The organism is Halostagnicola bangensis (genome assembly GCF_054653435.1).
Window position 1 is genome coordinate 1,017,044 of the sequence record NZ_BAAIGG010000002.1, and the last position, 15,516, is coordinate 1,032,559.

Here is a 15,516-nt window from a genome sequence, read left to right on the forward strand (position 1 = left end):
ACGATCGGAAAAACCACCCGGTCGCAGCGCGGCCGTAAAGCGCTATTCCGAGGCGGTAGAGTCGTCGAACTCGAGCGTCTCGCCCGTGTCCTCTCGGTTAGCTTTCTCATCGCGCTCGCGATTCTCACTCACGTCGAACGCCTCGAGGGACCCGTTCAACGCCTGGGCCGACTCGGCGAGCGAGCGCGCTCCGGAGGCGATTTCCGAGACCGAGGCCGTCTGTTCTTCCGATGCCGCGGCGACGCTGTTGGCTTCGGCGTTCGTCTCCTCGCTCACGTCGGTCGCTTCTTCGACCATCGAGACGACTTCCTGGCTGGCTCTGGCTTGCTCGTCCGTCGCCTGATTGATCCCGTGGACGCCGTCGTTCACTTCCTCGACCTGCGTCGTGATGTCCTCGAGGGCCTCCATCCCGTCCTCGACGGAGTCGACGCTGCTGTCAACCTGATCGCGCATTTCTCGAACGCTCCCGACAGTCTCGTCGGTACTCTCCTGTACCTCGCCGATCAGCGAATCCGCCTGCTGGGTCGCCTCGGCGGTTTCCTCGGCGAGTTCCTTGACCTCGTCGGCGACGACTTCGAACCGTTCTCCCGCCTCGCCGGCTCGAGCGGCCTCGATCGACGCATTTAGCGCGAGCATGTTCGTTTGATCCGCGATCTCGTCGATCAGATCGACGATTTCGCTAATTCGGCCCATCTCTTCGTCCAGCGAACCGATCTCTTCGGCGATCGTTTCGGTTCGGCGCTCCAGACGGTCCATCTCGGTCAGGATCTCGTCCGTCGCTTCGCTCGCGTCCTCGGCGCGGTCGGCGGTCTCTCCGGAGACGTTCGCGACGGTCTCAGATGTCGAGGCGACCTCCTCGACGGTCGCCGAAAGATCGTTCATCTCCGAGAGGACGTTCTGGAACTTGGTCTCCTGACGGTCCGTTCCCGCGGAGATCTGTTCGGCCGATTTGCTGACGTCGTGAGTCGCCCGTTCGATCTCGTCGACCCGAGAGGCGACGTCGGCGCTAACCTCGTCGACCTCGGTACCGAGGCGCTGTATCGTGAGGATCGTCTCCTCTAACTCGTCGAGCATCTCGTTGAACGCGTGGGCGATCTCTCGCATCGCGTCGTTGTCGAGGTCCTCGTCGAGTTCCTCGGTGAGGTCGCCGTCCGCGGCCGCTGCCATCGCCTCGCTGACGCGTTCGGCCTGTTGCTCGAGTCGCCGTGCGAGGTCCTCCGCCTCCTTTTGTGCCGCTTGTGCTTCGTCGCGAGCCTCCTGTGCCTCGACTTGCGAGCGCTCGATCTCGGCGACGAACTCCTCGAGGTCACGCTGCATGGTATCGAGCGATTTGCCGAGTGTGCCGGGAACGTCCTCCTCGAGGGCTGGATCGTCGAACTCCTGTCCGGCGATCGCATCCGCTTGATCGGCGACCGTCCGCAGGTAGTCCGTGGTGTCGGCGAATCCGTTCTGGACCCGCCCCAGTTCGTCGGATCGGTCCGTGGACTCGATTTCGACCTCGAGGTCGCCCTCCGAGAGTGCGCGTGCGTCGTCGGCGAGATTATCGAGCGTGCGTGCCGTTGGCCGACCGATCAGAAGGCCAATGACGACGAATCCGAGTAGCGAAATCCCGACGAGAAAGAGCAAGGAGTTGCCGATGTCGTCGGCGAGCGCGTAGGCGCTTCCCTGTGGAGCGTGGGAAGCGAGCACCCAGTCGGTTCCGTCGATGGTTGCGTACGCGACGAGTTCGTCCGTCTCATCGTACTCGGTGACGCCGAACTCGTCGTCTTGGTCCTCGAGGATGGACTCGGTTTCGTCGGACCGATAGAAGCCCAGAAGATCATCGGTCCCCGAAGAATCGAACAGCACCGACCCGTCATCTCCGTCGAGTACCTGTGTGTTGCTCCCTTCGATCGGGTTGTGGAACATCGAGGCGCGTTCCTCGACGCTGACACTAATCATGATCATCCCGTCAGCCTCTCCATCGGCGTAGATCGGGGCGAAAAATCCGATCCGGTACTCGTCGTCGTGATGGTACGTATCCGTGTACGTCGGGTCGAAGTCCGCATCGAGATCGCGAACGCCTCGTTCTTCGATTTCACCGTCTTCCTCGACGTGGACGCTTGCACTGCCGAGCAACTGACGAACGTCCGTTCCGGTCACGTCGTCGTTGGTGCTCTGTTCGATGACGGCGTTGGTCGTACCGAGTCCGGACTCGAAGTAGTGGATATCTTGTGTCGTCTCGGGAAGTTCGTCCAGTTCCTCATGGAGTAACGCCTCGATTTCCGCCTCGTCGTCACCGGCGAACGTCTCGTGGGAAGCGAGGAGACGGGTTGTCTGCTGGTGGTCTTCGACCCAATATGAGAGTTCCTCGGCCTCGTCCTCCGCGGTGAGTTCCATATTCTGTTGTGCGTCGTCGGTGAGCGCACTCGAAATATCGACGTAGAAGAAAACGGCGGCGACGAACGTAACTAATAGGACGATACTGAGTACGACACCGAACTTCGCGAGGTAACTCCGCTGTACCCGCTCCGGGACGACTTGTTCGACTGATGGCAGCATTTTGTATGATATCACAATCCAAACAGTAGCAGCAAGAAGCTTCCGGCCGTTTCGGTTTCGGCACCGCTGCCATTGCTCACAGCGAGAGGGGTATTACTTAATGTTGGAAATAGTTCCTGTCAAACATGTTTGCATCCGTCCTGCTCGAGACACCGCCACCGGATCGCGCCCCCGTTCGGAATACTCCTGCTCTTGCTCGTCGGATCGGCGATCGTCTGGATGTACGCGGACACGAAGAAAAACAGCACATAGTCGCCCGCGCTGTGGGCGCTCGCAGTTTTGCTCGCTCCACCGTTGAGCGTCGTGTTGTACCACCTGTTCGGCCAGGATAAGTGAGCCGAGGTAGCGGAGGAACGCGACTCCGCTCGAGCAAGACGAGTTGATGCGGTCGGTATCGACAGTCTCTTTCGCGCTCCGACACCAGTTCGAGTATGACTGATTACTTCGAGATTCACGCGCGCGACGGGGCCGCGCGTCTCGGGGAACTTCGACTCTCCGAGCCCGTTCGGACCCCCGGACTCGTCGACGACGTCCTCTCCGACGCCGGTTCGCTCTGGGCGGCCGAACGGGACTTTCCCGAGGGCGACGAGTCCGCCCTCACCGTGCTCCCCCACCGCGGGTTTCCGGGCGGGACCGACGAGGAAGTCCAGCAATCGTTCGCGGTCGAGTATCCGGACGTCGAATTTCCGAGCGCCGCCGTCGTCTCGAGCGAGAGCGCCGAGTTTCACGGCATTCCGGAACCGAGGGATCCCGAATCCGGTGCCGACGCCTACATCGTCTCGGACGCTCGGTCGGCGATGGGACACGGCGCGGCCCTGGTCGAGACGGTCGTCAGCGTTCGCGAGGCGATTCCGGCCGACACCGCGCTGGTCTTCTCTGGCGTCGCGACTCCCCGAAACGTCGCACTGTTGGCCTACGCGGGCGTCGACGCGTTCGACGCCTCGAGAGCGGTCATCAAGGGAACACAGGGCAAGTACCTCACGAGCGAGGCCGAGTACTTCCTCGAGGATTTAGAAGAATTTCCCGGCCCGCTAAGCGAGGAGACCGACCCCGAGGCGTTCGACCGCGAGGACTGCGTCGAGCACAACGTCGCCGCGCTCGAGGCCGAGCTATCGATCGTCCGCCAGCGGGTTCGGGACGGGCGGCTACGGGATTACATCGAAGGGCAGGCCCGACACGATCAGTGGCTCACCGCGGCGATGCGCGAACTCGACGACCAGTGGGGCTACCTCGAGGAGCGGACGCCGATCCTCCGGGAGGCCGACCTCGACGCCTCGACGTCCGACGCGATTCGACGGGTCGAGATCCAGCGCTTCGCCGACCGCGTGACGAGTCGGTATACGAATCGGTTCAAGAACCCGCTCGTGCTCACCCCGTGTTCGGCCCGAAAACCCTACAGCGAGTCCCAGAGCCACGGGCAGTTCCACGACGCGATCCAGTGGCGCGCCCACCAGGTCTCGATGACCTCGCCCATCGGCGTCGTTCCCCAGGAACTCGAGACGACCTACCCGGCCCAACACTACGACAGCGTCGTCACGGGTCGCTGGTCCGAAGACGAAAAACGGTTCGTCGCGTCGGTGCTCGAGCGCTACCTCGAACGCAACCAGTATCCCCGAATCGTCGCCCACGTCCCCGACGAAGGGTACCGAGACATCGTCGAGCGCGTCGAAGAATCGCTCGACCTGAACGTTACCTACACCGTCGCGAAAGGTGCCCATCCGACCGACGAGGAATCGATCGCCGCCCTCTCGAGCGAGCTTTCGGGCGAGTTGAAATACAGCAAGCGCGAGCGCGAACACAACACGGTTCGTGCCATCGCCGACTACCTGCTCGGCGACGGGGCCGGCGACGAGCTCTTCACTGACATTCAGACGACCAGCCGCTATCCCAAGATCCAGGTTCGAGACAGCGAGGAGACCCAACTCGCGACGATGGTCCGTCAGTACGGCACCCTCTCGTTCACGCTCGAGGGAGCGAAACAGTGGGTCGAAAGCGACGCGCCGGTAAAGCGCGTCGAGATCGACAACTTCGTTCCCCACGGCAGCGTGCTCGCGCCGGGAATCGTCGACGCTGACGAGAACATCCGCGTCGGCGACGAGGTCATCGTCGAGGGCCCGAAGGCCTTCGGCGTCGGCCGCGCCGAGATGTTCGGGACGGAAATGGTCGAGAGTACGCGCGGCATCGGCGCGGAGATCCGCCACGTCGAAGAGCGGTAACGACGACAAACGATACCCGCGAAGAGCGGTTCTCGGCCTCTTATAGACGCTCGCTATAAGAGAAACAAAACGGATACCGACAACAGCCCGAAAGCCCCTTTCAGTCCCGCCCGCGGCGGTTGGGTCGGGGTGCTGCCCACTGTAACGATTGCGGTGCTCACGATCGTGGCAGGTAAACGGGATGCTATCGCTCCCGGCTGTCACGCGTAGGTAGCGATAGTACTCGATATTATATGCATATCCCTGACCAGGTCCAGAGAACAACAACCGCGTTTTAGCGGCCGAAGTGTGCATTATACTCATTCTCAGAGTTTCGGACCAGTCCGGACTTCGGAACTACTGTCAAACAATCTATGTAGTATATCTACTCTCGAGTCGTCTCTCCTATTGGTGTAACACAATGAGTTCAACCGCCACAGCAGACGAATCAGCCCCAGAATACTCCCTTAAACACGGTTGGCGAACACTCGCGATCGCGGGCGGTGTTATCGGCCTGATCGGCATCCTCGCGATAGCCTTACCGGTCGTAACCGGATTGTCGGTAACCGTCGCGCTGGGTGCACTGCTCGTACTGAGCGGACTTGTCCACGGCGCACACTCGATCACGACTCGAGGGTGGAAGGGGTCGATGTGGCAACTCGTTGTCGGCGTCGTGAGCCTCGCCGCCGGTCTCTTCGTCCTCGCGAACCCGGTCGTCGCGCTCGCGAGCCTGACGATCTTGCTCGTCGCGTACCTGTTCGTCGACGGGATCGCCGAACTCTGGATGGGCGTCCGGATGGCCGGCGAACCCGGCCGCGGGACGATCATCGCGAGCGGCGTGCTCTCGCTCGTCCTGGCGGCCATGCTCTGGGCGGGCTTCCCGGCTGACGCCGCCTGGGCGATCGGCCTGATCGTCGGCGTGAGCCTCCTCATCACCGGTATCTCGATGGCCGCCGTCGCTTTCGCCGGTCGAGGCGACGCGGAGACGGCACCCTCCGCAACCGGACCTCGCGGGGCGTGATCCGTCTCGAGAGGTCTTTTAAATTCCAAGAGATCGTCAACGACTACGACTCGAACATCGACTCGAAGAATTTTCGCTCGGCGGTCCGCAAGTGCTGGTTGAGCGTCGCCGGGGAGATATCGAGTCGTTCGGCGATTTCCTCGCCGGTACTTCCGCGCGGCCAATCGAAGTAGCCGGCCGCGTAGGCCGTCTCGAGCGCCATTCGCTGTTTTTCTGTGAGCCCCTCCTGAAGTACCGATTGTGCGCCTATTTCGTCCGTTTCGCGCTGGTCGTACGATCGCTGGGCGAGGTAGCTGACGCCGTCGTGACGGTCCCGGACGAGTTCGACGATTTGACGGGTGTCACGACCCTGCGGGAGCTGGACGACGAACCGGAATTCGCCGTTGTCGATCGTTATCGACGTAATCCGGCCGCCGTGGGTTGCGATCGTCTCGAACAACGAAGTGACGGCCGGAACGACCAGCTCGAATTCGAACTCCTCGTCGCCGTTCGTGAGGAATCGTACGTCGTCGAACCCCTCGATTTGGTCGACTTTCTCCTGAAACGTTTCCTGCGGAATTCCCTCCGCCGAGCCGTACGCGAGCAACGTTTCTCCCTCCCAGATCAACCGATCGAAGCGGATCATTACCGACTCGGCTGTCGACAGGTCGGCGAGCGGGTTCGCTAGCTCGTCGATCTGGAACTCGAGTTCGACGACGGCGTCGCTTACCAGCGCTTCTCGGCGTTCGATCGCCGTTATCGCGTGTCCGATGACATCGCCCATCCGTGATAGGATGTCCTTTTCCGGACCGGTAAACGCGCTTACGGAGGTCGAGTACACGGCGAGGATGCCGTAGACGAGTTCCTCGTGGCTAATCGGAATCGACGCGACGGAGCGATAGTCGTACTCGAGTGCGACCTCGCGCCACGGTTTGAAATCCGGATCGGTGCGAACGTCGGACGTGATCTGGACCTCCTGCGTGTCGAGTGCCGTTCCGCCGGGACCCTCCGCATGCTTGTCGTCACCGGTCGAAATCGTGATCCGCTCTAGGTACTCCTCGTCGGTGCCAGCCTCCGCTCGCGGAACGATTTCGTCGCTTCCCGGATTCACGCCGCCGATCCAGGCGAATTTGTAGGCGTCCGACTCCGCGAGTTGATCGCAGACCTGTTGCTCGAGTTCCATTCGCGTGTCGGTCGTGATCACCGCGTGGGTAATGTCGTGGGCGATCCGATTGAGGCGGTTGAGCGCCTCCATCTCCTGTCGCCGTTTTTGGCGTTCGCGGCGCTGTCGAGCGCGTTCGATCGCGTGATAGATCGTCCTGACGAGCAACGGGGTCGTGACCTCGTCTTTGACGAGGAAATCCTGTGCGCCCTGCTGGATCGCTCGTACGCCGATCTCCTGATCGCGAACGCCCGTCAACACAACGATCGGGACCGATTCGGCCGTTTCGTGGACCGATTCGAGCGTTTCGATACCGTTGCTGTCAGGGAGGTTTAGATCGAGCAACACGACATCGATTCGCGCCGTCTTGAGCGCCTGGATGCCGTCCTCGAGTCGGGTCTCGCAGGTGACGGTCGGCCGTTCGTCCGTTCGTTCGTCGAGATTGAACCGCTGGGTGAGTTCCTCGGAGTCGCGAAGCATCTCCTGGATCAATCGTGCGTCTCCGGGGTTATCCTCTATCAGGAGGATGTGAACCGCCTGATCCGCCGCGGATTTACCCTCGCCACCGGCCGCCGTCTGCTGTTCTACTGCGTCCGGTCGGTCCCCTTCGGTTTCCTCGCGAACGTTGGTACTGGTCATGAGGATCTATCCTCCGGGGGCAGTCGAACCATCGAAAACCAGAACTTCTCGAAGGTGCGAACGGTCTCGATGAACGCGTCCGGATCCACCGGTTTCGTCAGATAGGCGTTCGCACTCAGATCGTACGACGTGATAACGTCCTCTTCGGCCTGGGAGCTCGTGAGAACGATAACCGGTATCCGCTGAAGATTCGGATCGTCCTGTAGTTCCTCGAGGACCTCGTCGCCGTTCATTCGTGGAAGGTTCAGATCCAGCAGGATGAGATCCGGACGCGGGGCGTCCGCGTACTCGCCTTCCTGGGAGAGAAACTCGAGAGCGTCAGCGCCGTCGGAGACGACGTGTAGATCGTTCTCGATTCGACCGCGTTTGAACGCCTCTTTCGTGAGCCGGATATCGCCGGGGTTGTCCTCGACGAGTAAAATCCGAGCGGGTTCGGCGTTGGACGTCGATGTATTAGTCATCTGTTTGTGGGGGTGCCGGTAGTTGTACTGAGAACGTCGATCCCTCCGTCGCGGTGGAGTCGACCCGTATTTGGCCGTCGTGTCGCTCGACGATTCGCTGACAGAGTGCGAGACCGATCCCGGCACCAGGGTACTCTTCGGTGCTGTGAAGTCGGTTGAACACTTTGAATATTCGATCGGTGTCCGTCGGTTCAATTCCGATTCCCGAATCACGCACCGAAATCGTCCTCGATGCCTTTGACTTTGCCGCGAATACAGTTATACGTGGTGTCTCCTCGCCCGAGTAGGTGAGTGCGTTGTCCAATATATTCTGAAAGAGTTGGCGAAGCTGGCCCGGATCACCGTAGACGGTCGGAAGCGATTCGACGGTGATTTCGGCATCGGTTTCTTCGATTTTTACCGCCAGATCAGCCAGAACGTCGTCGAAAACCCGCTTACAGTCGACCGGCTCGAACGGATCGCCACGGGTATCGATCCGCGAGTACGCGAGCAGTCCGTTGATCATCTCCTGCATTCGATCCGCGCCGTCGACCGCGAAATCGATGAACTCCCGTCCGTCCTCGTCGAGTGCGTCTCCGTACCGTCGCTCGACCAGCGTGAGATAACTCGAGACCATTCGAAGCGGTTCCTGGAGGTCGTGAGACGCCGCGTAGGCGAACTGCGCTAAGCGTTCGTTCGACTCCTCGAGTTCGTCGACGAGTTCCTCGAGTCTTCGCTTGGATCGAACTCGTTCGGTGATATCCTGTATCATCACCATTCCCGCAAACACCTCCCCCTCCTCGTCGCTGACCGGAAGCGTGTGCGCGTGCCAGTGAGAATCGTGGTGCTCGAAATCGAACGAGCGCCGTTCACCATCTAGGGCGGCCCGGAAGTGCGGCTCGAGCGTCGCCGCCAACGACTCCGGATACCGCTCCCAGATCGTCGCGCCGACGATACTGTCGGCAGTCGCGTCGACCGTGTCTAACGCCTGCCCGCCTGTAAGCGTGTACCGCAATGTTTCGTCGAACAACGAAACCGCGCCGTTCGGGAACTGTTCGACGAGCGTTCGATACCGACGCTCGCTCTCCTCGAGTTCGCGTTCGCGACGTTTTCGCTCGGTAACGTCCCGAACGACGCCGACGGTTCCCTCGTACTCGCCCTCCGAGGACAGCAGCGGCGTAAACTTGCTCTCCGCGGGTACCCGCTCGCCGTCGGCCCGTTCGACGTGGGCCTCGAGGGTTGCCGCCTCCTGATCGGCCCGCAGGAGATCGACCGAGCTCTCGGCCGCCGTCGTGGATACTTCCTCGCCGATGACGACCGAGCAGTGCTCGCCGAGAATCTCCGCGCGCGAGTAGCCGATCAACTCCAGGTACGCGTCGTTGACCAGTCTGAACCGGTATTCGTCGTCAAGCACGTAGATCCCGTCCTCGACCGTCTCGACGATCCGCTCGTACTGGGCCAACTCGCGTTCGCGCGCCTTGCGGTCAGTGATGTCACGACCGATTCCCGCGAGAACCGTCTCACCGCTGGGATTCTCGAGTGCGGAAAGGGTGAACTCGTACTCGAACGTTCGCCCGTCCTTCGTTCGCATCGGCGCTTCGATACGCGCACACCCCGTTTCGAAGCCGTCGTTGATCGCGTTCTCGATGGTCGACGAGTCGGTATCGAACAGGGCGGACACCTCCATCGACTCGATTTGCGCGGGCGAGTACGCCGTCACTTCGGGAACCGTTTCGTTCCATCGTCTGAGACGGCCCTCAGCGTCGATGACACAGAACACGTCGTCGATCGTATCGAGAATCGCATCAGTGTACCTGATGTACCGCTGCAGCCGACGTTCTCGGTTCTCGCGTCCGAGTTCGTAGCTCACCCATTGCGTGATGAGTTCGACGAACGTCTCCTCCGCCGGCGTAAACGGCAACGAACGGGGAGATTTGTCTTCAAAGCACAACGTTCCGTAGCGTTCGCCGTCGACGATCACTTCCCCGCCCAGATAGCAGTCCAGTTCCCATCGATCGTATGTCGACTCATCGATCGAGTCGGTCGTCGAAATATCGGCGAACCCGAACAGTCCCTCAGCGTCGATCGTTCGCCGACAGTACGTTTCCGACAGTGGTGCGATCGATCCCGGATAAATCTCGTCGCTCTCGCCGCTCGCGTGTGTCACTTCGAACTGGTCGTCTCGCTCGTCGGTTTTCGCCAGGTATCCGACTTCGAGACCGAGTCGGTTGCGCCCGATCTCGAGCATTCGATCGACCTTCTCGTCGAACGATCGGTTCTGATCCGACGCGGTCGCATAGAGACGGTGGAGCGTTTTGGTGTTCTCCCTTCGCTCTTGTTCCATCTCCCGCCGTCCGGTGATGTCCTCGGCGATGCCGACGATTCGAGTGACCGTTCCGTCCTCGTCCGTAATCGGATAGGCCCGATCGTGGACCCAGCGAATCGACCCGTCCGGCCGAACGACGCGAAACACCTCGTCGTACTCCCCCCGTCTCCGGTCGGGAATCGTCTCCCGAACGCGCGCTCGGTCGTCGGGGTGGATCCCATCGAGAAACGATCTCGGAGAATCGTAAATCGACTCCTTCGATCGACCCCATATTTCCTCGTACGCGGGGTTGACGTAGTGAAATTCGTCGGTTTCGACCGAACTCATCCAGACGACTTCGTCCAGGTTTTCCGCGAACTGGCGAAACCGTGCTTCGCTCGCTCGAAGGTCCCGTTCTATCTCCTTGCGCTCCGAGATGTCCTGAAAGTAGACCGATAACCCCGTTTCGGACGGATAGGCGTTGACCTCGAACCAGCGCTCGAGTGGCTCCGGATAGTAGAATTCGAACGACGTCGGCTCCTGACTCGCCATCGCCTGCTCGTACTCCGTTCGCAGCCTCGAGTCAGCCGCCCACTCGAACTCGTCCCAGGCGGTCTTGCCGACCAGCCCCTGATCATAAAAGTCGATCAGTTCTTCGGCTTCGTCGTTTGCGTACGTGAACCGCCAGTTCTCGTCGAGCGAGTAAAACGCGTCCGTGACGCGGTCGAGGGTCGTCTCGAGTTCGGTCTCGAGGCGCGTCTGTTCGGTCACGTCCTTGAGGGCGTAAACCGCTCCGTCGAACTCGCCGTCGTCGGTCGTAAGCGGCGCACAGTGTGTTGACAACCACATTCGTGTGCCGTCCGGATGATCGATCCCGACGGTCTCGTCGTAGACCGACTCGCCGGTCTCTTTGACCCGCGAAAACGGCATCTCGTCGCCCGAAATCGCCTCGCCGTGTTCATCGACGAGATTCCACCGATCGTCGTCGTGGTCGTACGACCGGAGCGTCTCGAGCGGTCGACCGAGGAGTTCCTCGGCCCGTTTGTTCGCGAAGACGTTCCGACCGTCGGCATCGATGAGAGTGATTCCGACCGGGCTCGTTTCGACGATTCGATCGGTGAGCGTCTCCGCGTTTCGGAGGGAACGTTTCGTTCGCTCCGTGGCGATTGCGGATGCGAGGAGGTTCGAGACGTTTTTGAGAAAGGTGACCTCGTGTTCGGCGAACTCCCGTCGTGTCGTCGTGTATACGCCCAGAACGCCCCACACATCGTCGGGTGGCCCGATGCTAACGCCGAGCCCGCTCGTGATCTCGTGGGTGGCGAGCAGATCCGTCACGGCGAACCGGGCATCGGCCTCGATATCCGAGACGGTCACCGGCTCCTCGGATAACAGCGCCCGTCCCGCATGAACCTCCTCGCGTATCGGGGTAGTTGCCGAGCCGACGACCTCCTCCTCCCAGCCGACACCCGCTCTCAAGAGGAGCGTTTCAGAAGAAGTACACAGCTCGAGAACGCCGCAGTTATCGACCTGCAACGTCTCTCCGACGGCTTCGGCCGCGTCGCATAACAGACTATCAAGATCGTCGGACTCGAGGGCTCGTTGACCGATCTCCGTGACCGCCTCCTGTTGTCGAACGCGCGAGTGAAGCGCGTCCTGAGATTGGTCCGAGGTTGCCATGCTAGAATGAATCGAAGAGAGACGGCCAAGCGCCGTAAATGTAGCGCTCAATGCGTTAGACAGACGGACAGTCGGATTCAGTTGAACGGGCTTTGGATCCGATTCAGCGTTGCTGTTTGCCAACCACAAGACGGCCAGAATGTGCAAGAATGCGGGGTCAGTCCGTCGACGTGAACGTCGAGAGCCGAACCGTTCGGTCGTCTCGGAGGTGTTCGCGAATCCGTCGACGGTCCCACCCCAACGGCGAAAGCACGCTCTCGCAGGCTCTCACGAGTAGACTCGAGTAGTAGTCGTCGTCGACGGACGAGCAGTCCTCGAACGCGAGGCGGACGCGTCCGAGCCCGTCCGCGTCGTCGTCGACGACAACGTACTCGACAGACTGACCGGGGTGGCGATCGATTCCGTGCCGGTCGTATCGCTCGAGGGCGGCGACCGTCTGCGTGCGCCGGCTGTAGGCCTCGAGTCGGCGCGAAATCCGTTTTGTGTGGACGAGCTGACCGGGGTCGACCGCTCCGCGACGGAGTTTCCCGATCCGCTTCTCGAGCGTCTCACAGACGGCCGTCGGATCGCGTTCGCGGTCGAGAACCTCGACGAACTCACGTTGGCTCTCGGCGACGAACTCGGGCGTGCTCCGCCGGCGGGTCTCGATCCCGCGGAACTTGTAGGTGCCGTCCGTTCGCTTGCCAAAATACTTGTTGAGCGCGCCCGAGGGTGCCGAACCCGAGTGTGAGAGAGCGCTCGAGCCGGACCGCGAGCGCGAGTTCGAACTCGCGTCGGGCCCCGACCCCGTCCCCGACTCTCGCAACGGAACGAAACAGACCCACTCGTAGCGCCCGTCGTGTTCGAGTTCGATACCGACCGAACTCGAAATATCCTGCGTGACGTCCTCGAGCGGCTCCGGATCGTCCACGCACGCGGTCACCCAGAGGCTGTCGACGATGCCGTGGACGATGTGCCAGCCGCCGTCCTCGAGTCGAGCCTTCGCCTCGAGGGCGATGTCTCGCGCGTAAGCGTTGATGGCTTCGTGGCACTCGATGCGACCAAACTTGGCGTTCCGGTAGCCCTGATAGCCGAAACAGGAGACCAGCACCCACTTGATCGCGCCCGATTCGGCGCGGAGCCGTCTCGCCTCGTCGTCTGCGAGCGGATCCGACTCGAGCTGGCGCTTGATCCCGGAACGATCGTTGAGTAGCGGCGTGAGAACCTCCGGAAGGAAGCCGGGTTTCGAACAACGATCGTACTCGAGTTCGGGAACGGTCGACGGCTCGGTGCCGTCGGACCCGTGGTCACGGCCACAGCCGATCGTCTCTGGACTCACGTTTTGCTGGCAGATGATCCGCGGGTACAGCGAAGCAAAATCGATCTCGTGGACGTCCTCGTGAAGGCCGACCTCCGGCGAGAAGGTAAAACCGCCCCGATCGCCGGCGTGCAACGTCGAGACGTCCTTGAACCGCTCGGGCTCCCACTTGTTCTGGGGCGCGAGCACGTCGTGTTCGGTGCGCGCGAATCGAATCTGTCTCGAGGTCAACAGCGTACCGATGCTCCCCCACGCGACCTCCTGGAGGGGGCGGCCCGTCTTCTCGACCATGTACAGCAATCCCGCCAGCCCGGACTGATGCCAGAGGAAGCTGTTCGATCGGTCGACGATCGCTCGTCCTGGAACGCGATATCTGGCCGGCGAGTGACCGACCGAGCCGTAGCTCTCGTAGGTGTTCGACCCCGCAACCCGACGCCAGCCGGGAATCCGTCCGAGATGGAACGCCTCGAGTCCGGCTTCCGCCGCCGCCGACTCGAGGACGGGGACGAGTTCGCCATGGCTCAACACTAACACGTCGGGGTCGATGCGGTCGAGACGGCGACCGATCGACCAGCAAACGTCCTCCGGATCGCCGCTGACGAGGTCGCCGTCGAGTCGCAGTTCGGAAACGTCCTCGGTGGCCAACCCCGGTTCGTCGATTTCGATCTCGAGGGTTCGAAGACCGCGGTCGGGTCCCAGCATCGCTCTGGACCCCCGCTCCGGGGTCGGATCGATGCCGTTGTCGAGACAGTAGCGAAAGCCTGGATCGAGGTCGACGTCGTACAGCCGAACCGTTCCCGGGGCGTACCGCTCGGCTTCGAGCGCGTCGCCGCGTAGCTCTCGAGCCAGCGTTGGCACCTCGCCGACGCGCTCGAGGCCGACCCGCAGGAGCTCCGACCGCTCGCCGACGTGGCTCTCGTGGAGGTCGGTCGCCCAGCGCTCCCGCGCCGTCGCGGAAACCTTCGGATCCGACCGTAGCCGTTCCTCGAGACTCGAGAGTACGTCCTCGGATCCCGAGACGAACATCGACGGCTGGTAGTCCTCGACCTCACGGAACGTCGCGCCCTCCTCGGTCAGGTTCCACTCGCGAACAAGTCCGTCCTCGAACTCGAAGGTGTAGGGGTCGGTCACGAGCGGTCCTCCCGCGTCTCAGTTTCCTCGGATATCTCGTCCGTTCCGCTCGCCTCGCACGACTCGAGCCCTCCATCCGACGACGCGACGGTCGACTCGAGCGCCCCGAGTCGCGCCTCCGTTTTCGCGAGCCGGTCGCACAGCCGCCTGTGCTCGACCTCGTGGGCGAGCAACAGCGACAACAGGAGCGCGCGTTCTGGATCGGTGGCATTCGCGTGCCCGGCCGCGTCGGCGAAGTTTCGAGCACGGTCGAACAGCCGATCGAAATCACCCTGATACTCGCGGCGAAGCGCTCGGCGCATCGGCCCCCACTGGGACTCGAGGCTCGCGATTGCGTCCCGGTAGGTCGGGTTCGTCCGACCCATCAGCCCGACACCTCCGTTTCGAGACTCTGTGGGGCCCCACCGCTCGAGCCACCCGATTCCGGACGCACGTCCAACAGGCCCTGATCGGCCGCCGAGACGACGGGATCGATCCGATCGGCGACGCCGCAGCAGTCGACCCAGTAGGGAATCGTCGACTGCCAGTAGCTCCCCCGCCAGTAGCCCATCGTCTCCGCGCCGTCGCCCTCGAGGCGGATCCCCTCTCGTGTCCGGACGCACTCGACATCGTGATCTGCGTGCTCAGAAACCGTCGCCTCGGCCTCGTCGCTCGCCGCCGTGACCAGAACAGGGACCTCGAGCGCCCGACCGAGTTCGGCCAGCGTCTCGAGACTTGCGGCGAGCAACTCGTCGCGTTCCCACGATGGGATGTCGTCGTCCCGGTACCGCTCGACGACGTTCGGCGCGACGATCAGCGACGTTCGCAGAGTCGCGTTCTCGACCACTCGGCGGACGATCGAGTGGTGCTGGTAGGCCGTAAACGATCGTGCAATACGAAGGGAGTCGAGAACGCGGGGGCTCGAGGCACAATCGTACAGCACCTGCGGCGAGGCCGTGTTTCCCGCGTCGATCCAGTAGGCCGGTCTGCTGGTCTCGGCGAGTCGCGAACAGACCAGTTCGTGAAGGATCGGCGATCGTGGCGACGGGACTCGGCAGCTGGTTAATCCGGGTTCGAACTCGAGGCGTGACATACTCGAGTGTTACCCGGACGGCCCATAAGCGGCGGAACGCGGGTTCCGCATTTCCGA

At 62.0% G+C, this 15,516-nt stretch carries 9 protein-coding genes; 2 read left to right on the plus strand and 7 right to left on the minus strand.

The window, feature by feature from the left end:
* Window positions 1–42: 42 nt before the first annotated feature.
* The gene (locus tag ACYQ14_RS06710) at window positions 43–2,541 is read right to left on the minus strand and encodes a methyl-accepting chemotaxis protein (RefSeq protein WP_459886255.1); all 2,499 of its coding nucleotides are present in this window, start codon (window positions 2,539–2,541) and stop codon (window positions 43–45) included.
* Window positions 2,542–2,972: 431 nt separating this feature from the next.
* On the opposite strand from ACYQ14_RS06710, the gene arcS reads away from it, so the two are divergent.
* Both arcS and ACYQ14_RS06720 read left to right on the plus strand, forming a co-directional pair.
* Window positions 2,973–4,757: an archaeosine synthase subunit alpha gene (gene arcS / locus ACYQ14_RS06715; protein WP_459886258.1), complete on the plus strand. Its 1,785-nt coding sequence runs from the start codon at window positions 2,973–2,975 to the stop codon at window positions 4,755–4,757.
* A 400-nt stretch (window positions 4,758–5,157) separates the two neighbouring features.
* Window positions 5,158–5,757, plus strand: coding sequence for an HdeD family acid-resistance protein (locus ACYQ14_RS06720; RefSeq protein ID WP_459886260.1), 600 nt, complete (start codon window positions 5,158–5,160; stop codon window positions 5,755–5,757).
* A gap of 43 nt (window positions 5,758–5,800) precedes the next feature.
* Here ACYQ14_RS06720 and ACYQ14_RS06725 read toward each other — a convergent pair whose 3' ends face one another.
* The 6 genes from ACYQ14_RS06725 to ACYQ14_RS06750 form a co-directional block, all read right to left on the minus strand.
* Window positions 5,801–7,537 carry a bacterio-opsin activator domain-containing protein gene (locus ACYQ14_RS06725; protein WP_459886263.1) on the minus strand — a complete coding sequence of 579 codons (1,737 nt, stop codon included), beginning with the start codon at window positions 7,535–7,537 and terminating at the stop codon, window positions 5,801–5,803.
* Window positions 7,534–7,998, minus strand: a complete 465-nt coding sequence (locus ACYQ14_RS06730) for a response regulator (protein WP_283834672.1) — start codon at window positions 7,996–7,998, stop codon at window positions 7,534–7,536. The genes ACYQ14_RS06725 and ACYQ14_RS06730 overlap by 4 nt, the downstream gene beginning before the upstream one ends.
* Window positions 7,991–11,959, minus strand: coding sequence for a PAS domain S-box protein (locus tag ACYQ14_RS06735; protein WP_459886267.1), 3,969 nt, complete (start codon window positions 11,957–11,959; stop codon window positions 7,991–7,993). Before ACYQ14_RS06735 ends, ACYQ14_RS06730 begins: the two co-directional genes overlap by 8 nt.
* A 157-nt stretch (window positions 11,960–12,116) precedes the next feature.
* Window positions 12,117–14,387, minus strand: a complete 2,271-nt coding sequence (locus ACYQ14_RS06740; RefSeq protein WP_459886270.1) for a DNA polymerase domain-containing protein — start codon at window positions 14,385–14,387, stop codon at window positions 12,117–12,119.
* Window positions 14,384–14,752: a DUF8156 family protein gene (locus ACYQ14_RS06745; protein WP_459886272.1), complete on the minus strand. Its 369-nt coding sequence runs from the start codon at window positions 14,750–14,752 to the stop codon at window positions 14,384–14,386. Before ACYQ14_RS06745 ends, ACYQ14_RS06740 begins: the two co-directional genes overlap by 4 nt.
* Window positions 14,752–15,459: a hypothetical protein gene (locus ACYQ14_RS06750; RefSeq protein WP_459886274.1), complete on the minus strand. Its 708-nt coding sequence runs from the start codon at window positions 15,457–15,459 to the stop codon at window positions 14,752–14,754. Before ACYQ14_RS06750 ends, ACYQ14_RS06745 begins: the two co-directional genes overlap by 1 nt.
* Between the last annotated feature and the right edge of the window lie 57 nt (window positions 15,460–15,516).